Origin of the sequence: Nicoliella lavandulae, from assembly GCF_037546185.1 — a bacterium.
Classification (GTDB): domain Bacteria; phylum Bacillota; class Bacilli; order Lactobacillales; family Lactobacillaceae; genus Nicoliella; species Nicoliella lavandulae.
Map to the genome: position 1 here is coordinate 388,451 of NZ_JAWMWH010000003.1, position 23,809 is coordinate 412,259.

Sequence of the window (23,809 nt, forward strand, 5' to 3'; positions counted from 1 at the left end):
TGAATTAAATTACTAACATTATAATCTAATTTAACGCAATAAACAACCAAAGTACGAATGTTAATTCAGCTAGTTAATAGTTAATTATTTAATTCATAAACTTTACTTTCATAGGGCCGTATTTCAGTTCCTCGGTCATCATCGTAATTACTAATTATTAACTGACCACTACTTTGTCCATAGTCTCGATTAACAGTCTCGCTAGTAAAGTTACTAATCACTAGGACCCGTTGATGCTCAAGCTCACGAATATAGGCAAATACTTTGTCATCGGCAGCATCCAATTCTGTATAAGTACCATATTGAATCGTTGTATTAGTTTTCCTAAATTCAATCAATTTTTGATAGTGGTAAAAGACAGAGTCATGATCAACTAACTCCATTCGAGCATTAATTTGCGGATAATTAGGATTTAGTTGATACCATGGCGTTCCACTGGTAAACCCAGCATTAGATTCATTACTCCATTGCATCGGCGTTCTAGCATTATCACGAGAACGATCAGCTAAATAGCTTAACATTTGTTTACCATCAACAATATGATCAATATCGACAACTTGATGATAGGCATTAATTGAATCTAAATCTTCATACTGATCTAAACGATTAAAATGAGCATTGGTCATTCCTAGTTCTTCACCTTCATAAACATATGGCGTACCTTGCAGTAGATGTAAAGTCGTAGCTAACATTTTGGCAGCCCGAACACGATATGGTTTAGCATCAGTTGCAAATCGGGAAACGGCACGTGGTTGATCATGATTATTCCAATATAAGCTATTCCAACCACGGCCATCCAAGCCCACCTGCCACTTAGATAGGACTGATTTAAGTTCAGTCACCTTAACCGGTGCGTCGTTCCATTTACCTAATCGTGAATCTGGATTTGGCGATAGGTTAACATGTTCGAACTGAAAGACCATGTTCAACTCACTACCATCTAAGTTCGAAAATTGAGCAGCCGCATCAGGAGTTGCAGTCGACATTTCACCAACGGTCAAAATGTGATGATATTTGGATAGAACCTGTTGGTTCATCTCACGTAAATATTGGTTTAAACGGGTTAAGTTTGGTTCAGCCACTCCCACGTCTGTAAATGACTGGCCTTCGTTGTCCCACTTAGGCTTTGCAATAAAATCAATTGCATCCATTCTGAAACCATCAACTCCTAAATCCAACCAAAAGCGCATAATATCGTAAATAGCTGCTCTAACTTTAGGATTACGCCAATTTAAGTCTGGTTGAGCTGAAGCAAAACTGTGTAAGTAATACTGATTACGAGCCGCCACGTATGTCCAAGCTGGACCTTCGAACACTGATTGCCATTCATTCGGTGCATGTCCATCTACCGGGTCGCTCCAAATATAATAGTCAGAATAAGGATTGTCCTTTGACTTTTGGCTTTGTTTGAACCATTCGTGTTGATCAGACGTATGATTAGCTACTAAGTCCATCATTATTCGAATACCCTTTTGATGCGCATTCTTTAATAGCGCTTTAAAATCATTCATGGTTCCATAGGCAGGCTGGATCATCGTGTAATCAGAAATGTCATAACCATTATCTGCATTGGGTGATTTATAAATGGGGTTTAACCAAACAAAATTAGCCCCTAGCTTTTTAATATAATCTAGTTTCGCATTAATACCATTTAAATCACCAATGCCATCCCCATTACTGTCATTAAAACTCATCGGATAAATTTGATAAACAACTACATCTGCAAACCAAGGTCTAATCATCAGCAGCACTTCCTCTTTTTAAATTACCCATATTATACTACTAAAAATAGGGATAAACCCGATTTTCCAATCAGGATCATCCCTATTTTAGCCAGCAATATCGATCTATCAGTTAGTAACTAATAAGTCATCAATTTATTGACAACTTGCATCATTATGCAAAATCGAGTTATTAATTGCTAGTTCGACATCGTCTTCTGATTCAATGACATCAGTTAATAAATAGCCATTCACATAATTTCTAAATCTAGCTGGATTATACTTACCACCTAGATGTTCGATATAGTAGCGATTAACTACTTGGAAAAATGGTGAATTGACATCAAAATCAATAATCCGGCGGTGCGCTAAATATTGATCAAATAAAGTCAACAACCCATTTCTAATTTCATTTTCGTTGTTAATATCACTGTGGGCGTATCTTGCAGCCACATCACTTAAAAAGTGTTGGGTGGCAAAATCACGGTATGAGTGATTAGATTCATGTACCAAAGTCATAAATAATGGTAAGTAGCGAGAATGATAAACATTGTTCGCTAAATCCGCACGCACGTCCGCACTAACATCAACACACTTACTAAATAAATCAGTTACTTTTTCAACCATATAAATCTTCCTTCCTATCTCCAGCCATTGATAATGGCTAAAACAAACCCAACAATTCAACTATCGATAGCGGGGGAAGTAATTCCCTCACATAATATAACACAAATCCATCCACTATGTAAGGCTATTAATTAATTTTATTTAGGTATGCCTAAATAAAATTCACAAAAAAAGCAGTTAACAATTATTGAATTGCAACTGCATTCTTTTGATAATTATATGCTTTCTCAAATAAGGCGGCCTTCACCCAATATTTTCCGTGGTTAGGATCTGCAACATGATAATATCCACGTTCATAGCCATCTAAAAGCACAACGTGACTATTATTAATGCCGGTGCCCCATGAATATTTTTGGTATTGCGGAGTGCCATAGTGACTAACAATGTAAGTCACGACTGGATTTCCAGCTTTAACTTGTTGTTTTAATTGATCTGGCGTAGCACCACTAATATCTTTTACCTGATGATAGCGATTGCCCCATTTGGCTAGCGCTGCAGGAAAAATTGATTGAAAAGCATTGGTCTGATTTTTAATGTATGGTGAACCTGCATACCCATCATTTGGATTATTATCCGCACTAATTGGCATTTCAGTTAAAAATGTTTTTAAATCAGTATTTAATAGGATTCCTTTTTCATGAAGTCCTTCTAATAAGCTAGCTGCTTCACAGCCATTCCATGCTTGGATTGCCTTTTGACTAATAAACGGCGCATCTAATTCAATTGCTCCAGCATTCTGTTCACTTGGACGGGTTGCATAGGTGCCCGGAATACTATCACTACTTTCACTAATTATCGTCTGACTAGCCGCAAAAATAGCAAACACAATTAAGCCCATACTAATTAATAATTTTCGATAGTTAAACAAAATAATTTCATCACCTAATTTATCATAAATAACATAGTTGATATGCTACTCCAATTAATTAGTTGATGCTATTTATTTGCTTAACTTAACAATTAATTAAAAAATAGAGCCTCCATTAATTTAATGAAGAACTCTATTTTAATAAATTAATCAGAGACTAACTCCTGATTTAATGCCGCTCTGCGTTTTTGTGCATTTTCAAAGTCATTAGTGAAGATGCCTAAAACGCCTGCTTGAAATAACTTTTGTTGCTCTTTTGCATCATCGATCGTCCAAATCCGTTCATGATCTGCTAATCCGTCAATATAGTACCCCGGATGCAATCCATTTAAATGTTCAGTCTTCATTAATTTAACTGGGTCAGCAACCTTCTTTTCAAATAGAAAGTTATAATCTTGATCAGGATCATACATTCTAGCAATTCGAATGCTATCAATGTTAAATGATGAATAGATAACCGGGTGGACTAAGTCAGCTGCTTGCATCTTCTGCAAGACTAACTTTTCAATTCCTGCGTAATGGATCTTGTTAGTTTTAAATTCTAGATTTAACCAAATATCCTTACCGGACACCAATTCAATGAATTGATCTAGGGTTGGAATTGATTCACCGTTCGATAGCTGGAACTGTTTTAATTCATCATAGGTATATGAATTAATCAATCCTGAACCATTCGTGGTGCGGTCAATCTTTTCATCATGCATCACCACTGGAACGCTATCCTTAGTTAAATGAACATCAAATTCTAAGGCCTCAGCACCATGTTCTAAACAATACTTAAACCCACTAAGCGAATTTTCTGGTTCCTTCACCGGAATCCCGCGATGTGCAAACACCATTGTCTTCATTTATATCCCCGCCTTGACTATTTATTAGAATAACCATTAGCTAAATTATGTTGAGTTAAAAAGCTATTAAATTGGTTTTCTGCATCTTGTAAAGCTGACTTAACATCTCGACCTGAATAAATTTGTTGCATTGCAGTTTGCGTAATCGTTCTCATTTGAACTAACCCTTCCATTAGAATCCCTGAATTCGTTGAGTTAGGCTTAGTTCTAGCTAATTGATTACTTGGAACTTGGGCTTCTGGATGTTCTTTGTACAATTCCTTTAGAACGGGTTCATTTTGTGAATCCTTATTTAAAGCAATGTAACCAGTTGCCTTTTGCCATTGAGCTTGATTAGCTGGTTGCATTACGTACTTGATAAATTCCCATGCTCCTTGTTGGGTCGCAGCGTCCTTATCATTGGAAATCCAAAGTGAAGCGCCCCCAATTGCAACTCCATTTGCTTTTTTACCATCAGGTCTTGGGTAATATGCTACACCTAAATCACCATTTTTGGAACCAGCTTCTAATTGACCCATTGAAGCTGATGATTGCATTGTAATTCCTAGCTTTCCTGATAGGAAGGATGCTAATTCATTGGATAGCGCATTACTTCCGCCACCAAAGCTAATAAATGAGCCGTCTTTGTTCATGGATTGAAGCCAGTTCATAGCATCAGTTGAAGCTTGATTAGTAAAATTAACCTTGGTTGGGAATCCAGTATGACCGTCTTCTTGATTAGCTAATAATTGGCCACTGTTAGCCATGAATTCTTCGAAGAACCAACCATAAGCGTCAACACTAATTCCCTTTACGCTGCCCTTAGATTTTTCAGAAATTGCTTTTGCTGCATTTCGAATATCAGAATAAGTTGGGTCAACGGGTAAGTCCTTAATGCCATACTTACGAAATACTGCTTTGTTGTAGTAAACCGTTGGTTGAGAAGTGTTAAATGGCATTGATAATTGCTTACCATCCTTACTATAAAAGGCTCTTGCTGCTGGCATGATTTTACTCATGTCATACTTATCTTGATCAATAAACTTTTGCACCGGTGTCGTGATATTAGCATTTCTAATTTGACCAGTTGAAACATCCATTGATTGGAACAATGCTGGTGAAGCATTAGTGCCATGCGTTTGTAAAATCTTTTGAATTGCTTCATTGTAGTCACCTTCATATTGAGGAACTACTTCATATTTACTTTGTGACTTATTAAAGTTATCTGCAAACTGTTGAATTTGTTGTGCGCCTGCACCAGTCATTTCATGCCAAAATGAAATTTTAATTCGTTGATTGTTAGTTGGTTGATAGTCTGCGTTAGAACGCGAATTAAGTACGATTCCAAACACACACACTAAGACAATCCCAATCAAACCTGTAATCCATAGCCGCTTTTTCATCATGTGCCCCCTATTTCACTGATCCGTCATTCAAGCCGGACTTAAAGAAGTGTTGTCAAATAAATAGAATCACTAAGGTTGGGATAACTACGATAATGGCACTGGCCATAATCATCCCCCAATCATTAAATGTTTCAGTAGACTGTAACTGTCTTAATCCATTTTGAACCAGGCGATATTTATCACTAAAAGTGGTTACCATTGGCCATAAGTATTGATTCCAGCTACTTAAGAAGCTATAAGCCGCTAGTGTTAACAACGTGATCTTAGCGTATGGTAGGGTTACATGCCAGTAGAATTGAAGATGGGATAACCCTTCCACATCGGATTCTTCCTTTAAATCTTTTGGAATTTGTAGGAATGCTTGTCTTAACATAAACGTTCCGAACGCAGTCGTTAGGAATGGAATCACCATTACTGCATAACCATCTAACAAGTTTAAGCTCTTGGCTGTCATAAAGTTGGGAATTACTTCAGCTTCGAATGGAAGCATCATCGTTGCTAAGAATACGTAGAATAAGAAATTACGGCCCTTAAACTTAAGAAATACAAAGGCATAGGCTGCCATTGAGCAAAATATTAATTGACCAGCCATCGTTAAAAATGAAACTACAAAACTATTGAATAGGTATCTTAAAATGGGCGTTGTTTGCACCGCTACAATATAGTTCCTAAACGTTAGTGCTCCTGATAATGAGCCCTTTGAAATACTTTCAGTGGGTAAAAAGCTAGTCCATAAACCAAGTAGGAACGGACCAATAACAATTAACCCTAACACAACTAATAAAAAATATTGAAGTACCTTTTTTAAGCCAGAACCGCTACTCTTCTTAATTTGATCTTGTCCTGCCATATCCATTAGTAGTTCACCCGCTTCTCTAAGACTTTAAATTGAATCAATGTCATCACTGCAATAATAACCGTTAAAATAATGGCTTCTGTACTTGCTTGATCATAGTTACCATTTAAAAATGCATCCCGGTAAATCCGATAAACTAGTAGGTTCGTAGCATTATTCGGGCCCCCTGCAGTCATCAAGTCAATTAATCCAAAACTCTTGAATGCATCAATCAATGTCACAATTCCCACAAAGAATAGGGTTGGTGAAATCATTGGAATTGTAATCTTGAATAATTGGTAAGTCTTAGATGCCCCTTCGATGTTAGCAGCATCATATAATGCTTGGGGTACTGCTTGTAATGCACCAAATAAAATTAAGAAAGTAAACCCTAAATGCATCCAAACGGTTGAAATAATGATTGAAATCATTGCTAAGTTCGGATCGGTCATCCAGTTTAATTGTGGTAGGTGCAATAATGTTGCCATTTGCGTTAATAAACCAGTTGATGGGTTGAAAACGAATAACCAAAAGATTGCGGTAACGGAAACTGAAACCCCCATCGTAGATGAGAATAAGGTTCTAAAAATACCAATTCCACGAAGTTTTTGGTTGGCAACGACCGCTAATAATAGGCCCAATACAATCGTTAATACCATCACTCCAATCACATACACGACCGTGGCACTCAAACTAGCTAAATAGGATGGGGACTTTAATAATGTAATGTAATTTTTTAAACCAACAAAGACAGACGTTTCACCAAAGTTATTCGTTAAAAATAAACTCATGTAGGCTGTCTTAAGCATGGGATAAAAGACAAACATTCCTAAGATTAAAATGGATGGGCCTAAGAATAAGCCAGCATACCATGCATCCCGATGCTTCTTGATCGATACCTTGACCTTATCCATGCCTGAAGCATTCGAGCCGTTTAAATCTTTAATTTGGTTTTCATCGAACGATTTAAGCATTTTCTAAAACTCCCTTCTGAATTCCTACTAAGCTCCGATCATCTGAATCAAAAATGAAGAAACTTTCTGCCCCTTCAACTTGAATCAATTCTTGCGGTCTAATATCAACTTGGCCGTTCAACACGATTCGTAACTCTTGGCCATTATCTAGACTTGCTTCAATCATTGTCCGATCACCTAATTGAGAAACACTAGTTACCCGTGCGTTCCCATCGTTAACCCCCGTCTTAACCTTGAATTGATTAGGCCGAATGCCAACCTTATACTTATGACCGTCAATTAGCGGTTCACTAACTTCAACTTTAAATCTATTATCCATAGTCAACGTTCCATTTGAATAAACCGCATTAAGTAAGTTGATTTGCGGGGTGCCAAAGAAGGAAGCAACGAATTCATTAGCGGGATGTTGATAAACACCTAATGGAGTATCAATTTGTTGAATGTGGTGATGGTTTAAGACCATTACATGATCAGCCATCGTCATTGCTTCTACTTGATCATGAGTAACGTAAATAACGGTTAAGCCTAACTTACGTTGTAGTTCTTTCAATTCAATTCTCATTTTGGCTCTTAATTGAGCATCTAAGTTTGATAATGGTTCATCCATTAAGCATAACTTAGATTCATTGGCAACGGCTCTGGCTAAAGCTACCCGTTGGCGTTGTCCACCGGATAAATCCTTTGGCTTCCGGTTTTTAAATTCGGTTAAATTAACTAATTCTAATGCATTTTCAACCCGACGTTTAATAACATCTTTAGGTTGTTTTCTGGCCTTAAGGCCAAATGCAACATTATCAAATACTGATAAAAATGGATATAACGCATAGCTTTGGAACACCATTGATAACTTACGGTCCTTTGGTTCTAAGTCATTTGCCCGTTGGCCATTTAGGTATAAATTCCCAGATGTAATTGGAATAATGCCCGCAATCATCCGAAGCAACGTACTCTTCCCACAACCCGATGGTCCAACGATTGCAAAAAATTCGTTATCTTCGATATGTGCTGATACATTTTCTAAAACTGGTGTATCTGATCCATCATACTTCTTTACCAGATGCTTTAATTGAATTGACAATATTCTCACCTATCCTTACGAAATAGTTAATTTATTTAATGTTTCTTAACAATTTAAAGAATAGCATGCCAATTTATAGAAGCTGTAAAACCAATGTATTTTTTGTGTAAAAGAATTTGCCTAAATTAGCTGATTTAGGCTACGTATGTAAAGTTTATGTAAATAGGTTTTACAAGATTGAGGAGGCGCAATCCTTGTTATTAAAGCAAACTAAAAGGGCTCATTCTTTACGATCGAATGAGTCCTCATTAATGAATTTAATTTTTAAAAAATAAAGCTTGGATTCTCTGGAATTGAGATGTTTTCACTAATTTTACTAAAATTAGATAAGCAATGATCGATCCTGAAATTGCCCCACCAAAGAACCGCGGCGTAAACACGAACCAAAATAAATTCGTTGTCGTTCCGGTATACCAGACCATTACGGGATAAGAAGCCAGTGACCCGATCAACCCAGTTCCAATCACTTCCCCTAAAATAGCCAGCCAAGGACTTCGTTTATAGCGATATAATAACCCCGCCAATAACGCCCCAAATACCGCACCGGTAAATGCTAATGGTGGAATCCCTAAAAATAGCATCCGCATCAATGCACAAACAACCGCCATTACAGTTGCATACACTGGTCCCATTAAGACCGCTGCTGTAACGTTTAGCACACTAGACATCGGTGCCATCCCTTCAATTCTAAAAATTGGTGATAAGAAAAAATCTAGTGCAATCATAATTGCTAAAATCGTTATCTTTTGAATCCGATTTTGTTGTCCCATTAATCAATCCTCCTAAAGAAATAACATTAATGGGACCTCATCGCTAAATAAAATAAAAATCCCTATCAAAAAGGATAGGGATTTACACACTTTAATAATTAATTCCCTAGCGCCAGCATTACCTGGATCAGGTTCGTGGGTATTATCTCAGCCATTATCGGCACCCCATTAATGTTTTATTTACATATTAACTATACTATAAGTTAAATTATTCGTCAAAGCCTATTTCATGACATGGTATTCAATTTGACGTAAGACTTCGACTAAATCAGCCGGATTATTAACATAGTCATAACGATTTCCATTAATTTTCATCTTTGGGCTTTCACGATAGTTGTCATACCATTTTTCGTATGCTTTTTGTAGCTGTTTATAATAATTCAACAATTTATCATCATTTTGAATTTGCTCAAACTTTCGACCCCGACTCTTAATATGTTCTAGTTGATGTTCTAAATCAATGTCAATAAATACCATTAAATCCGGTTTCTTCTTGCGAGTGGATTTAGGTAATTCTTGCATCATATTTTTCAACAGACTATTATAGACCGCTTTTTCCTGATCATTGATATTACCTAATCGATAGTTTAAGTTAGTAAATACTGAATCTTCATAAATCGATCGATCCAACACATTGTTAGGATGCGATTGGGCTGCTTTAATCATATCAAAACGCTTATTTAAAAAATAAATTTGTAACAAAAATCCATACTTCTTAGAATCAGCATAGAATTTAGGTAGGATGGGATTATCCGCCACTGGTTCTAAGAATGATTCAGTTCCTAAGTGTTCTGCAAGCTTTTGTGCCAGGGATGTTTTGCCTGCTCCAATTGTACCGGCCATTGTAATCATATCGTTGCCCCCCTCATAAAATCACTAGTTATAATCATTTATTTTCATTACTAAAAGCAACGATTTAGCATCCGTTTGTCATGATCGTTGAAATTACGTAATTCTGCGGGTAAGTGAAAATCATGGTAAAGATTACGTACCACTTTAATTAATGAGGCTAGTTCATAATCATCTAATTCATGTAATGGCACTAATCGCGTTAACGTTCGATAGCGACTAATTTCAATGTAGAAATTGTAACAGTGGTCATACACATCATTGACAATAATTAATCGATACCTAGTATTGGGTAATCTTTTAAACCATGGTTGAATCCGTTGATAAATCAATTCGGCATGGCGACTAGCCTCTTTATCGCCCATTGTTTCCAAAGTCATTCACTATCCTTTTAATCTAATTATATTAACCAAAACTTATGTGTCAACAAAAAATAGCCCGTGATATTAAACCACAAGCTATTTTTAAATTATTGTAAGTATTCCTTTGCAATATCTTGATATAAACGAATAAATCGGTAATATGAATCCAAGTCAACAAATTCATTAGCCTGATGAGCAGTATTATTGCCCGGCCCCAGCACAATTAAGTCTAAATTAGGATTTCGATGTTGATACTGAGAGCCATCAGTGCCCATTGATATTTGAATCAACGGGAGTGCCAATGGCTCATCTAAATCAGCTGAAGCCTTTGATCGGGCAATTTTAATCACTTTAGATGTCGCATCACTTTTAACGGGATTCCCACTAAAGGTGACTGTTAGCTTTAGGTTAAATCCCTTCCGTTGATTAAACTGATCCACTAAATCTTGCAAAGCTTCTTTAATGGTATCATTCGATAATTGTGGAATGGTTCTTACCATTACCTTTTGATATGCATAATCTGGAATACTATTTACCTGTTGGCCACCTCTAAAAATATCAGGGGTGTAAATCGTGCCACCCAATTCGGGATCTTTTTCAATGAAGTTAGCAAATAGATTTTTCTCAGCCATGCGATACTCAAATAAGTTATCAATCGCACTAATGCCTAAATTGGGTGTGGAACTATGAGCAGCTTTACCAAAACTTTCAACCGTATAGATAAAGGCTCCTTTATGCGCGTTCACAATGAAATGTTGGTTATGATAGCGACTATCAACTGATGCTAATTGCTCTGAAACTTCAGCACTCGTGTAATTACCACCACTATTAAAATAGCGCTTTGTGTCTGCAATTGGCACTCCAGTTGGTTCACCCAAAATAACTGCATCTAAATCATCAACATAGCCCTTTTGACTCAGATAGTTAGCACCACCCTGCGTTAATTCCTCAGAAATAGTAGCTAAGAAGCGTAGCGTGCCATGAATAGGCGTTTTAGAATCTGCTAACTCAATTAATGCAATTACCTGAGCAGCTAATCCACTCTTCATATCAGTCGCACCACGACCATACACATTATTATCTTTAACAGTAGCTTCAAATGGTGGCGTTTGCCAATCTGCATCGTTACCTTGGTGAACGGTATCTTCATGGCCACTAAAGGCTAACTTGGGCCCGTTGCCATCCCCAATTTCTGCTACTAAGTTGCTGCGTCCAGGGAATTGTTCAATCACCTGGCTTTTAATGCCGTGGTCCTTTAGCAATTGTTGAAGATAAAGCGCTACTTCAGCTTCATTATCAGCAACTGTCTTGATATTAATTAAATGCTTCAAGATATCTAATTGAGTCGCTTGGTCCATATAAATCGCCTCTTAATGTATATTTTCGTGATCCGTCTTTTTAGCCCAGATATCACCAATAATTTGAATGATAAAGACTAAAATTAAGATAATAATCATTGACATGATGGTCACATCATTTTCAAATCGTTGATATCCAGTCATGATAGCTAGGTTCCCTAGACCACCACCACCAACGGTTCCAGCCATAGCTGTTAATCCAATTAAACTAATTAAAGTTACAACTGAAGAACGAATAATCGCTGGTAGCCCTTCCTTTAGATATACTCTAAAGATAATGGCTAAATTACTAGAACCCATTGCTTGAGCGGCTTCAACGATTCCTTCATCAACATCTAGCAACGCGTTTTGAACTTGACGAGCATAAAATGGAGTCGTAGAAACAATCAAGGGGACGATTGCTGCAATCGTTCCAATACTAGTTCCAACAATCAATCTAGTGAATGGTGCAATCACTGCTAACAAAATGATAAATGGAATCGACCGAAATAAATTAACGATTTTGTCCAAAACAGTGTAAAAACTAGCTTGATGAGCAATTCCATTTGGGCCAGTAATCACTAGTAAGACCCCAATTAAAATTCCAAACACTCCCGCAACAATTGCAGTAATAGCAGTCATATAGATTGTTTCCCAAGTTGCTTGAACGAAACTAGGGATTGAAGTCACCACATTTGGAAAATACTGACTAAATAATCCCATTTAGTCCGCCTCCTTTTCTTCTAGTTCTTCTTGTGCACGAACCTTTGCTAGGTCAATATCACGAACGTTGATATCTTCCTTTGCTAGATATTGCTTAGCGCGCTCAATGTTATCATCATCACCACTTAACGTGACAATTAAGTGCCCTAATGGAACGCCTTGAATGAATTCAACATTTCCAAAAATAATGTTAGCGGTAATGCTAAACTTTTCAAATAACTCTACAATCACGGGGTTATTAGTAGTACTACCAGTGTATTGTAATTCAACTAATTTCCGTTGATCTTGATTCACAAAATCAGGTTGATGACTCAATGTTTGTAGCGCTGGCTTAATTTGATTAGTCGTTTCAATAAAGTCACGGGTCAACTCATTTTTGGGATGGCTAAAGATTGATAGTAAACTACCAGATTCTACCACTTTTCCAGTGTCCATCACGGCCACCTTATTACAGATGGACTTAACAGCATCCATTTCATGGGTAATTAAAATCACGGTTAATCCTAAGTCGTGGTTTAATTGCTTTAACAACCGTAAAATGGATTGGGTCGTTTTAGGATCTAATGCACTAGTTGCTTCATCACTAATCAAAATTTCTGGATCGGATGCTAAGGCCCGTGCAATAGCAACCCGTTGTTTTTGCCCTCCTGATAACTGGGCTGGATAGTAGTCCTTCTTATCAATTAGTCCAACTAGCTTTAATAACTTATCAACTTTTTCAGCTCGTTGGGCCTTACTAACACCAGTCCCTAGTAATGGGTATTCAACGTTATTGGCAATTGTTCTTGAATTCATTAAATTGAAATGTTGAAAGATAATCCCAATTTTGCGTCTGATCTTTCTTAAGTCCACATTATTTAACTTTTCGATATTTTCGCCATTAACAATCACTTCACCGTGAGTAGGCTCTTGGAGCCGGTTAATTACTCGTACCAACGTACTCTTTCCAGCACCAGAATAACCAACAATTCCAAATACATCGCCTTTTTCAATTGATAACGAAACATTTGAAACAGCCTTAGCGGGTTTTTGATGCTTTTGGTTAAAAATAACATCAATGTTCTTTAATTCCACTTGAGCCATCATCATTCCTCCTCAATAATTATTTCAACTTAATGTTCCAAGCTGGAATAAATGCACCATCATAAGTCTTTTCGATGTTCTTCTTTGTTGCTTCAGTTTGGTATGCTTCAACAACCTTCTTTAAATCCTTATCATTCTTTTGTGATTTGTTTGTAGCAATAATGTTAATGTATGGTTTTGATTCATTGTTAACTTCTTCTTTGATCAAAGCCTTCTTTGGATTTAATTTGGCATCCAAAGCATAGTTAGTATTAACAACAGCAGCAGTCACATCATCCAATGAACGAGCAGTTTGTGCAGCATCTAATGGTGTGAATTTAAGATTTAGTTTGTTGTCATAAACATCCTTAGGAGTTGGGAATCCTGATAGGTTCTTAACTTTAAGTAACCCGTATTCTTGAAGGAGTTGTAATGCCCGACCTTCATTAGTAGGATCATTTGGAATGGCAATTGTAGAACCCTTCTTAAGATCTTTGATGTTACTAATCTTCTTAGAATAAAGACCAATTGGCGTTAGAATCGTGTTACCAATTGAAACGATGTCTGACTTATGTGCTTTGTTCCAGTTATCCAAGAATGCTTGGTGTTGGAATGCGTTTGCATCAATTTCATGGTTTTGTAATGCCCCATTTGGTTGAGAATAATCACTGAATGAAACTAATTGAAGGTTAATCCCTTCTTTTTTCAATGTTTTCTTAACTGGGTTCCAAATTCGATCATCGTTACCCATAATTCCTAACTTAACTGTTTTTTGTGACTTTCCACAACCAGCTAACAATGTAAGTGGTAAGACCACTAATACACTTAACAACACAAATAATTTACTAAATTTCTTCATAAATAATCGCCCCTCAGCATTTATATTTTAAGATAAAGAAAACAAAAAACTCCGCTCCTAGATTAAATCTAGAAACGGAGTCTACCGTGGTACCATTCTAATTTGATGGCAAATTACTTCACCATCCTCATCAACGTCTAAATAACGCGTGCAATTAATAATGGTTGCCACCCCATCGCTATTTGAATATCAATAGCGCCAAATCACAGGCCATCTTCGTTATCTCGAATCGATCTACTCACAACCACCGTAGATTTTCTGAACCATCGAAAATAATTACTCTCCTGATCACTTTGTTTATGTAATTCTTTATCTCATTGATTACTTATTATTCTAACCACATTTATTCAAAAGTCAACCCTTTTTCTAATTATTTTTTAATTTTGATAAAGAATTGGTTAAAAAAGCGTTAACAAAAAGGGAACCGTTATACAACGGTCCCCAGGGGATTAAATTAAATCAGTCTTAATTGTACTAAATGAATGTAAATTTAACGTAAAGATAACGTAAATAAATGACATCCTTTAGTTATTTCGAGAATGATTACTCAAAAAGTGGGTCACCACTAAAAAGTTGACTCCCGCAATAATCGCAGTTGTGACGAACACACCGCGATAACCGCTAAATAAGACTACGGATGATCCAATCAATGGTCCACTAACGTTACCAGCTGCTTGGAAGCTTTGATTCCAACTAAACATTTGGCTGATTCGGTCACTAGGGCTGTTTTTAGCGATCAGGGCTTGAACCATCGGTAATAATGCGGCATCTGAAACCCCCACTAACAATCTACAAATCCCTAATTCCCAAACGTTTTGAGCCAGTGCCGTAACTAAAAACACGATTACTGCAAACACTAATCCAAACTTCAAAACTCGTTGGGCCCCAATTCGATCCCCAAGTCTACCAAATATGGGAGCAATTAGCACCATTGAGATTCCATTTATGGCTTGTACTACCCCCGCAATCAGTGCAACTGAACTAGTATGGGGTGATAACTGTTTCACATATAAACTTAAAACGGGTGAAATCGAATTATTAGTGGCTTGAACAAATAACGTTGTTAAAAACATCCCTAAAATCACTTTTCCCATTGGAATTCCTTGAATAAAATGGGGTTGTTTTACTCCTGGCCGTTTTACAACTGGTTTAAAGTTTTCATGAACCAAAAATAAACTTAATAGAAATGCCAACAACATTGCGGTTCCAGTTACTAAGAACGTAAATCGATACCCAAAAGTAGTTGCAATTAAACCACCAATCATGGGGCCAATTAGCGTACCAGCTACATTACCTGTCGATATTTTACCAGATGCCTGCCCCATATGTTCTGATGGTGTTTCAGCTGCCACCAATGCAATCGCATTACTAATAAATCCAGAAAATACCCCTTGTAATAATCGTAACCCGATTAATTCGTACGCATTGGTGACTAAACTCATTGAACCAATGACAATTGCCATACCCAATGAAGCTCTTAATAACATTGGTTTTCGTCCATAACGATCAGCCAAAATACCCCAAAGTGGTGATACCACCATTTTAATCAAAAATGGGGCTGCAAAAGCAGCTCCACTCAGTAATGATACCTGTTCATTACTATAATCACCTAATTGACCAATAAACAATGCAATAAAGGGACTGATACAACTAAATCCAATCCCGGCAATAAAATTACCGAACCAAAGCACGTTTAAATTACGTCGCCAATCAACGACTTGTGCCATTTCTCAATTCCAGCTTTCTAAATTTAAATAACTTTCAAAAATCAACGATAAAAGTTATTATAACATACTAAAAAATGCCCAATCATATTTGATTGAACATTTAATAGTACTAATTGATTAAATTAATATTAGCAGTTGATAAATCTTCACGATCAGTTGGATCAGTATTAGCAAACATCACTACTAATTGAACAATTGCCATGTACTCACTAATGTCATTGCTTAATTTATCAATAATTGTAAATTTATTCTTTTTATTCATATTAATGGTTAAAAGAGTGTGTGAATTTTGGTTAATAATGCCAGTATTCGTAGAAATGATCAAAAAGTTGTTTTTAGTTCTTTTGAACTTAACCGAGCTTTCAATCATCTTAACAATATGCGATTTAAAGTCTTTTAATTTCATCACAATGCCAGCCTTTCTAGAAACAGTCTAAGAGTGTAACACTTATTTCATATATTTATTATATATCCTTTTGATTGAAAATCAATATCAATTTAATCTTTTTTTCATATTTTATTAATCGATCTTACATTGAACCTAATTTTATTAAAAATAAAACCAACGATTAATGCAACCCAGCTCACTATCATTAATAATACCAGTGCATTGAACCATCGACTCGATTGATAAACGATTGTTGCATGATTAATTCCTGGCTTAGAATCAATAAATAACTTGCCAATCGTACTGGTATCAACTTTTACTGCCTTGCCATTTATCAATACCTTAGTATGTGCATATTTAATAACTGGAATCGAGATCCACCACTTGTGATTTAATGGGTTCGTCCAAGTTACCTTTAATGCATCGCCACTAACTTTCTTTTTAACCGGTTGGACTTGTGATTTGTTAACTGGTTGTAAGTTCGTTAATATCTGGGCTTTATATAGGTGATATGGATGATAGATCCAGTATTGATCCGGCCTAATTTTAGTAAAGAACGGCAAGTAATCCGGCGTTGGTTTATTAAAAGCATTAACCGCCTTAGATAAATCATTAGTATTAAACAACTGTCTAATCCGATCCGGCTTCATGGATGGGTTAATGGTTAAATTACGATCTGGTAACACTACTTGGTTAGAACGATAAGTGTTAATCCCATTTTGAAGCGATAGATAAGCAGATTGGTTAAATGATATCAAAACAAATCCAATAAAACAAATCTTGACTAGGTTAACCACAATCAATTTACTTTGGTTGGATAAACACATCCCAAACGCTAATAATAACAGAACCAGAGCAATTGCTAAAAAGCGCGCCGGAAATTGGAGATAATCCACTGATGGGAATGCATTTGCAATCTGGGTCCACGGAAAATAATCAGTTGACATCCATAAAAATACCATCCCATTCAAAAAAATGATCCAGGTTGACTTAGTACTTTTGCGTAGGTTTAAACCTAAGTAGACCAATACGGCCACTGCAATTAGCATGTATAAGGGAGTGACGCCTAAGGTATTCAATCCTGATCCGGTCCCAACACTAGCTGCACTAGCAACTACTGCTTGGGACTGCCCAGCAATTCGAGGCGCCGTGACACTTACGTTAATTCCTGGAGCCACGGGCATTAAATTGTTTGACGACGATAACTCTAACATGCCACCCCAAACATTAGCGGTCAATAAAATGGTCAATCCCATTGATAGCAACAAGTTACACATCATTTTCAACCGGTGGTTAGTTAGATAAAGGCCCACTAAGAAGAACGGAACTAATGCTAGTGCTGCCATTAGTGATGTTAACACATGAATTTGAAATAGCAGTGCCATTACAACCGCCAATTTCACGACACTAATTTTATGCTCACGCATCATCTCGGTTCCCATCAGAAGCGCTAATGGTAAAAATGCAGCGCCCCATCCAGTAAACTGTTGGCCTACTATCCACGCCATGACTGGATCAGACATCATGTACGCTACCGCAATTAAAATACTGAAGATGGGCTTAACCCAATTCTTGATTGCTAGTCGATACATCAAACTACCGCTAATGGTCAATACTAACCACGAAGTAATAATTTGATAATGATACCAAGTTTTAGCTAGTAATAAAATCATTCCATTTAAGTATGCAAACAACGGTCCATATAGTGCATTGACAACCCGTCCCGACTGTTGAAAACCAAAAAAAGATTGAAAATAACTATATTGATGCGTTTTAATTTGCATCGCAGTATCATAAAAACGGTTCATATGAAAAGCGGAATCCACCCCAAAGATAAAGGCATGGGCTTTTATTTGGGGCATCAGCATCGCTAATGCAATTAGCATTATAAATATGTAAGGTCCTATTCTTTTGAATCGCAAAGCATCATTTCCTTTTTATATCATTTTTGTTATGAAATAAGCTCGGTTATTTAATTATACCGTTCATTAGATTATAATTAAATCAAGATTTGTTAAAAAATTTGTAAACATAGGAGGAATCATTATGGAAATATTCATCATTGACTTGTACGCTATCGCATCTGCTATCTGGTTAATTGCCAGTTTTTCACACTTTATCATTGCTTGGTACGAATATAGCATTACTAATAAAACAACGACTACTTTCTGGCGAGAACATGGATTCGGAATCATTATATTGTTAATTGCATTTATAGTTCTATGGATTATTCACCTACCTGTGTTTACCACTAACCCTCCATTACTCGAATTTGCATTTATGATTGCTATTATTGTTGGGATTCCGACCGTTAAACAACCAATGCATCAACTATACATTAATTTAAAAAATTATGAAGAATAAAAAATCGTGGTATTCACCACGATTTTTTATTTTGTGCTAATTTGATCAGCGTTGAAAATCAACGTCTGCGAATTAATGAAGTTACTATTAATTCCTAATTTATCATCATGTTTTTTAATTAGTGCCAAACCACTACCATAAGTAGTAACGTGATCACCTACTTTAAGCCCCTTAAAAATAGAAGTAGCTCCATAGATTAAGTAACTACGATTGGCATGGGTTACCAAGATATTACTTTCATCTGCTTTAGACTTACTAATCGCCTTTACAACACCATCAAAGTACAATTTTAAATTAGCAGTCTGAGCCTTCGCAACTGTAATCTGATTTTTATTAGTAGCATCACTAATGTTTTGCTTAGTAATGGCTTGGTATTGACTTTTGTCGAACTTAGCATTCTTTTCTGATTGTTCCTTAGCTGATTGTTTTGACTTAGCAACTACCTTAGCCACACTATTCGGCCGACCAGAAAATTGACCATCCGTATTTCCACATCCCGCCAATAATAGCGAGAGAACGACCCCACTCAATATTAATTTAGTTTTCATTAATTCAATCCCCCTATCCTTATATTTTAATCCTTTTATTTACTTTGGGCTACCTAATTGGGGGTCCCAACTATTGTCATCGTCGATTTAAATAAATCATGACCATAATTGCTACTAAACAAGCAATTACGATTCCCATTGTAATTAAAATCACCGTTCTGGAGTCGATGGCAAAGCCAATATTTCTTGGTTGACTTATAAATAATTTATTCATTAAATCCTCCTAAGGGGCAATCGTCTTAACATGACTTTGGCCCTGTTCTTCTGGAATAACTCTCAACTGACTGGCAATTTGTTCTTGCAGCATCGCCACATGACTAATGATTCCAATCGTTCGACCATCAGATTCAATGTTCTCTAATGCTGCCATCGCAGTTTGCAATGAATCACGATCGAGTGAACCAAAACCTTCATCGATAAATAGGGTGTCGATCTTGATGCCTCCTGATTCATTTTGAATTACCTCACCTAACGCTAACGCTAAGCTCAACGCTGCAATAAAGCTCTCGCCGCCAGAAAGGGTATGCACACTTCTAGCCTGGCCAACATTATCATCATAGACATCAATTTCTAACCCGGTATCTTTTTGATTAGAACCAATTCCATCATGCAACATTAGTTGATAACGATTAGCACTTAGGTTAGCCAGATACGTATTAGCAACTGATAAAATAGTTACGAGTTGGGCTCGTAACACATAGCGTTCCAAACTAAGCTTGGCATCCCCGCGTCCATTCACCGTTGTTGATAGTAACGTCAGCTGATCTAATCGATCGGTTTGCGCCCCAATTTTTTGATAGTTAGCAGTAACATCTTTTAAGACCTGATTGTTTAACAACACTTGATCTCGTTCGGCTTGCGAATGTTGTTGGGCGGTTTTTAACTGTTGTTCTAATTCAACTAATCGATTCATTAATGTAGTTAAGTCAATCGTTTGATCATCACCGACCACTTCTTCATAGGTTTTAATGGTTGTCTTAACACTACTGAGTTCATTTTGGTAATGTTCAATTGCCGTTGAGAGTTCGTCTATTTGATCTAAATGTGCTAATTGACCTTTGAACTGGGTGATCCCATCATCACCAAAGTACGCCTGCAGTGATTGATCAAATTGGGTTTGTTTATGTTGTTCATCGGCCTTAATCGTTACAATATTATCATTAATCGCCTTTAATTCAGCATTTAAACTAGCCAATTGTTCATGATTTTGCTTTTGCGCAGCTTGATTATCATCAACTTCATCTTGATAGGTAGTTACCTGTTCACTCAAAGCATCAATTCGTTCATTAAGCTGATCTAGAGTCGTTATATCATCAGGTAAATTAGTTCGTAAATCGTCTCTTTGAGTCAACTGTTTTTGATAATTAGTATTTAATTCATTTTTTTGATTTGTTAGTTGTTCAATTAAACCAGTTGTATCCTGTAATTTAACTTGCGTTGCTTCGTCATCAGCTTGAACTTGTTTTAAGTCAGCCAACTTAGCTTGGGTCTGTTGAATGGCCTCTTGATTCTCATCTGCTACGTTAGCAATTAATCGTTTAGCTGCGGTAATTGCATGCACTTGACTGGCATCAACTAGCTTGTTTAAATCATTTAACAATAACGTCAATTCTTGATCGACCTTAGCATTCATTTGAGTGCGCTGCTTTTGTTGTTCTGAATGCTTAGAACCTAATCGAGTTAGTTCGTCCTTAGCGATGCGATAATCATGTTCTGCATCTTGGACCATTTTTTGATCCACTGGTTTATCATCAATTGTCTTAGCTGGATGGGGATGGTGTTCGCTACCACAAACGGGGCATGGCGTCCCCGGTTTTAGTTGTCCGGCTAACACTAAGATTTGATTTTGGATAAAATCATTATTCAAATCTTCATAGGTGGCTTTTAAGGTGGCTACTTGCCCCTGCTTTTGCTTGATCTTATCGGCTTCATCTGAGATTTCCGAATCTAATTGCGCTAAATCATCTGATTGAACTTGAATTCGATTGGCCCAACTTGTTAACCGCTCGACTTGTTCCATTTGGTGCTGATGATTTAATAGAGCTGATTTTAATTCAGATCGAGCTGCTAATTGCTGCTCATTTTGAGCATGGGCAGCAGTTAATTTGTTCAAGGTTATCTTTTGTGCATCTAATTGATTATCAACAGCGACTAAATCAGCTTTCGTTGATTTAATATCTTTTAAGACGGTCTGATATTGTTCCATTTGGGGACGATAGTGTCTTAAGATAGATAATTGTTCCAAATTTTCCGTATGTTCATCCGCTCGTTGTTCTAATGCTTGGGTCTGCTTAGCTAGTGTCTGAGCCTTCTTATTGAGGGTTTCAATTTGAGCTTGTGCTTCACTGCCGCGACTTTGGTAATCAGTTCGTTGCGTTGCCAACTCATTTAGTCGGTTATAACCCTCCTGATGTTGCTTTACCCACGTTAAAGTAGCGAGTTGCTTTTGCATTGCATCAAAGTGAGATTGTTGCTCATTCAATTGTGCTAATGCTGTTCGTTTATCATTTAAGGTTTGAATCTGTTTATTGCGTTCTTTTGCTTCGTCTAATTTAGATTGACATGCATTAACATTTTTCCGTAATTCTTCATTTTTTTGATCTAACTGTTTTAAATTCCGGTGAGCAGCGACTTGTTGTGTCTTCAATGCCTCAATTTGGGCTTCGGTCGATTGAGTCTTAATCCCTTCACTTTGATTTTCACTCCATTTAATCTTAGTTAAGTCCCGATTAATAGCTGACTGCCAATCCTTCGTATTGCCTTTTAGTTCTTTTAATTGGTCATTTAGTGCGTCACCCCATTTTTGATATAACTGTGTCTTAAAAATGTGACGTAGCACTGTTTCCTTATCAGCACTAGATGCAATTAAGAACCGTCTAAAATCACCCTGCGGTAACAAAATGATTTGCGTAAATTGCCGCCGGTTAATTTGTAATACTGACTCTAAGGTAGTATTAATTTCTAATAACTTTGTAAGTTCTGCTTTTTGCTGACCATTTTCAAATATTTTTAAAGTACCTTCTGCGGCATATTCTTTTTGACCAGTACCACGCTTTTTGTTCCGTGTTTGCTTTGGTGCTCGTCTGATATCATAAATTAACCCCTGATGCTCAAATTGAAACTCTATGACCGTAACATCATCTGGTCCAGCAAAGTCAGAACGCATTTGTTCTACATCCCGATCATCACTAGCGCCGGCCCCATATAACGCAAACGTAATGGCATCAAAAATGGTGGTTTTTCCACTACCAGTAGGTCCAGCAATCAAGAATAAGGAAGATTGGTTTAACTTAGCAAAGTCGATCGTTTCATTTCGATACGGGCCAAAGTTTTTTAACGTCAATTTAATTGGTTTCATTAATTTTCCTCCTGATGAACTGATTTAAGTGTCTTTTTAGCCCATTTCGTTTGGTCTGACGTTAATGAACGATCATTAATTTGTTGATAAAAATTGGCTAATAATGTCATTGGATCACTTTGCCGAATTTTACGCCCATCTTCACCATGGTATGCGATGTTGGCATCAAGTCCATTCGCACGTTTTAGTTCAATAATATTGGGATAAATTTTACGTAATCGAGCCATTAAATTCGGAATTTGGTCACGATTCGTGATTGTAATTCCAATATAGTTGCTCGTATCAACGGATTGATAAAATGATGGGGCCGTTAATTCGTCAAACGTACCCGTTAACTCCACTACATCATGAAGTGGCTTCAGTGGAATAAAGCGACGATGCGCTATGTCATCGGTATCAACAATCATGACGCCTTTATTTTGCTGAGCCTCTGAAAGAGAGAACTTAATTGGCGAACCACTATATTGAACCACTGAATCATGAATTGCATCCTTGCCATGTAAGTGTCCTAGCGCAACATAATCAAAGTCTTGCATAACATCCAGCGGTACGGACGCTAATCCACCCACCGTCAGTTTCGTTTCAGAGTCAGTCGTTGCACTCCCTGCCGCGAAGAAATGAGAAACTAGGACCTGGCGTTTAGCCGGGTTAAAATGTGCTTTCATTTGTTGAACTAGTGCAACAAATGCTTGGTCAACATGTTGAATTGAATCATCGTCTAAAAATTGACGGACTTCAAACGGCTCAAAGTATGGTAACAAGAATAACTGTGTGTCAGTAGTTTCAATTGGTTCAATTGATTGCGCAACACTAGTGTGAATAAACAACTGCGTGTCTTCAAACCATTCGCTTCCAGTCGCTAAGCGCGTGGCACTATCGTGATTACCAGCAATTGCATATAGCGGATAATGGTCCACTAAGTTTAATTGCTTCAACATTTTGTTTAATAAATGAACTGATGATTCAGCTGGTAAGCTACGGTCATATAAATCACCAGCAATAATAATGCCATCTACGTGTTCATCTTTTGCAATCCGTTCTATTTGTTTGAACGCATTGACTTGTTCTTCTGATAAATCAAAGCCGTGCAGTCGACGACCGATGTGCCAATCAGCAGTGTGTAGTA

Annotated in this window: 23 protein-coding genes, 1 riboswitch and 1 other annotated feature; of the genes, 1 reads left to right on the plus strand and 22 read right to left on the minus strand. The window is 36.9% G+C overall.

The features are described from left to right. Positions 1 to 80 precede the first annotated feature (80 nt). From R4146_RS08550 to R4146_RS08635, 18 genes are all read right to left on the minus strand, one after another. The gene (locus tag R4146_RS08550) at positions 81 to 1,742 is read right to left on the minus strand and encodes a glycoside hydrolase family 13 protein (RefSeq protein ID WP_339961025.1); all 1,662 of its coding nucleotides are present in this window, start codon (positions 1,740 to 1,742) and stop codon (positions 81 to 83) included. Between the two features lie 135 nt (positions 1,743 to 1,877). Then, positions 1,878 to 2,348, minus strand: coding sequence for a hypothetical protein (locus tag R4146_RS08555; protein ID WP_339961026.1), 471 nt, complete (start codon positions 2,346 to 2,348; stop codon positions 1,878 to 1,880). 184 nt (positions 2,349 to 2,532) lie between these two features. Further along, entirely contained in the window at positions 2,533 to 3,174 is a 642-nt protein-coding gene (locus R4146_RS08560) for a C39 family peptidase (protein WP_339961027.1), read from the minus strand. A gap of 188 nt (positions 3,175 to 3,362) precedes the next feature. Continuing rightward, positions 3,363 to 4,064, minus strand: a complete 702-nt coding sequence (locus tag R4146_RS08565; RefSeq protein ID WP_339961028.1) for a glycerophosphodiester phosphodiesterase — start codon at positions 4,062 to 4,064, stop codon at positions 3,363 to 3,365. A 17-nt stretch (positions 4,065 to 4,081) separates the two neighbouring features. After that, positions 4,082 to 5,446: an ABC transporter substrate-binding protein gene (locus R4146_RS08570; RefSeq protein WP_373695358.1), complete on the minus strand. Its 1,365-nt coding sequence runs from the start codon at positions 5,444 to 5,446 to the stop codon at positions 4,082 to 4,084. 55 nt (positions 5,447 to 5,501) lie between these two features. Beyond that, positions 5,502 to 6,299 carry a carbohydrate ABC transporter permease gene (locus tag R4146_RS08575; protein WP_339961057.1) on the minus strand — a complete coding sequence of 266 codons (798 nt, stop codon included), beginning with the start codon at positions 6,297 to 6,299 and terminating at the stop codon, positions 5,502 to 5,504. 5 nt (positions 6,300 to 6,304) lie between these two features. Continuing rightward, the gene (locus R4146_RS08580; RefSeq protein WP_339961058.1) at positions 6,305 to 7,198 is read right to left on the minus strand and encodes a carbohydrate ABC transporter permease; all 894 of its coding nucleotides are present in this window, start codon (positions 7,196 to 7,198) and stop codon (positions 6,305 to 6,307) included. Between the two features lie 52 nt (positions 7,199 to 7,250). Then, on the minus strand, positions 7,251 to 8,336 hold the full coding sequence (locus tag R4146_RS08585) for an ABC transporter ATP-binding protein (RefSeq protein WP_339961030.1): 1,086 nt from the start codon (positions 8,334 to 8,336) through the stop codon (positions 7,251 to 7,253). A 257-nt stretch (positions 8,337 to 8,593) separates the two neighbouring features. Next, entirely contained in the window at positions 8,594 to 9,106 is a 513-nt protein-coding gene (gene thiW / locus R4146_RS08590; protein ID WP_339961031.1) for an energy coupling factor transporter S component ThiW, read from the minus strand. 85 nt (positions 9,107 to 9,191) lie between these two features. Next, positions 9,192 to 9,284, minus strand: a riboswitch (TPP riboswitch). A gap of 44 nt (positions 9,285 to 9,328) precedes the next feature. Next, on the minus strand, positions 9,329 to 9,958 hold the full coding sequence (locus R4146_RS08595) for a deoxynucleoside kinase (RefSeq protein ID WP_339961032.1): 630 nt from the start codon (positions 9,956 to 9,958) through the stop codon (positions 9,329 to 9,331). Positions 9,959 to 10,008: 50 nt separating this feature from the next. After that, positions 10,009 to 10,320: an acetyl-CoA carboxylase gene (locus R4146_RS08600; protein WP_339961033.1), complete on the minus strand. Its 312-nt coding sequence runs from the start codon at positions 10,318 to 10,320 to the stop codon at positions 10,009 to 10,011. Positions 10,321 to 10,424: 104 nt separating this feature from the next. After that, complete coding sequence (locus tag R4146_RS08605; protein WP_339961034.1) at positions 10,425 to 11,675, minus strand: M20/M25/M40 family metallo-hydrolase; 1,251 nt, start codon at positions 11,673 to 11,675, stop codon at positions 10,425 to 10,427. A 12-nt stretch (positions 11,676 to 11,687) separates the two neighbouring features. Beyond that, complete coding sequence (locus R4146_RS08610; RefSeq protein WP_339961035.1) at positions 11,688 to 12,377, minus strand: methionine ABC transporter permease; 690 nt, start codon at positions 12,375 to 12,377, stop codon at positions 11,688 to 11,690. Beyond that, positions 12,378 to 13,460 carry a methionine ABC transporter ATP-binding protein gene (locus R4146_RS08615; RefSeq protein WP_339961036.1) on the minus strand — a complete coding sequence of 361 codons (1,083 nt, stop codon included), beginning with the start codon at positions 13,458 to 13,460 and terminating at the stop codon, positions 12,378 to 12,380. A 19-nt stretch (positions 13,461 to 13,479) separates the two neighbouring features. Then, a complete protein-coding gene (locus tag R4146_RS08620) occupies positions 13,480 to 14,298 on the minus strand; it encodes a MetQ/NlpA family ABC transporter substrate-binding protein (protein ID WP_339961037.1) in 819 nt (272 codons plus the stop codon). A 67-nt stretch (positions 14,299 to 14,365) separates the two neighbouring features. Beyond that, positions 14,366 to 14,599: a binding site (T-box leader), on the minus strand. A gap of 223 nt (positions 14,600 to 14,822) precedes the next feature. Further along, entirely contained in the window at positions 14,823 to 16,025 is a 1,203-nt protein-coding gene (locus tag R4146_RS08625; RefSeq protein ID WP_339961038.1) for an MFS transporter, read from the minus strand. A 109-nt stretch (positions 16,026 to 16,134) separates the two neighbouring features. Continuing rightward, positions 16,135 to 16,434 carry a hypothetical protein gene (locus R4146_RS08630; RefSeq protein WP_339961039.1) on the minus strand — a complete coding sequence of 100 codons (300 nt, stop codon included), beginning with the start codon at positions 16,432 to 16,434 and terminating at the stop codon, positions 16,135 to 16,137. A 101-nt stretch (positions 16,435 to 16,535) separates the two neighbouring features. Beyond that, the gene (locus R4146_RS08635) at positions 16,536 to 18,275 is read right to left on the minus strand and encodes a putative glycosyltransferase family protein (protein ID WP_339961040.1); all 1,740 of its coding nucleotides are present in this window, start codon (positions 18,273 to 18,275) and stop codon (positions 16,536 to 16,538) included. A 184-nt stretch (positions 18,276 to 18,459) separates the two neighbouring features. On the opposite strand from R4146_RS08635, the gene R4146_RS08640 reads away from it, so the two are divergent. Beyond that, positions 18,460 to 18,777, plus strand: coding sequence for a hypothetical protein (locus R4146_RS08640; protein WP_339961041.1), 318 nt, complete (start codon positions 18,460 to 18,462; stop codon positions 18,775 to 18,777). Positions 18,778 to 18,803: 26 nt separating this feature from the next. Here R4146_RS08640 and R4146_RS08645 read toward each other — a convergent pair whose 3' ends face one another. From R4146_RS08645 to R4146_RS08660, 4 genes are all read right to left on the minus strand, one after another. Further along, a complete protein-coding gene (locus tag R4146_RS08645; protein ID WP_339961042.1) occupies positions 18,804 to 19,325 on the minus strand; it encodes a hypothetical protein in 522 nt (173 codons plus the stop codon). A 76-nt stretch (positions 19,326 to 19,401) separates the two neighbouring features. Further along, the gene (locus R4146_RS08650) at positions 19,402 to 19,539 is read right to left on the minus strand and encodes a hypothetical protein (protein ID WP_339961043.1); all 138 of its coding nucleotides are present in this window, start codon (positions 19,537 to 19,539) and stop codon (positions 19,402 to 19,404) included. Positions 19,540 to 19,548: 9 nt separating this feature from the next. After that, positions 19,549 to 22,683, minus strand: a complete 3,135-nt coding sequence (locus tag R4146_RS08655; RefSeq protein ID WP_339961044.1) for an AAA family ATPase — start codon at positions 22,681 to 22,683, stop codon at positions 19,549 to 19,551. Continuing rightward, a partial coding sequence (locus R4146_RS08660) for an exonuclease SbcCD subunit D (protein WP_339961045.1) occupies positions 22,683 to 23,809 on the minus strand: 1,127 nt, incomplete at its 5' end. The genes R4146_RS08655 and R4146_RS08660, both read right to left, overlap by 1 nt.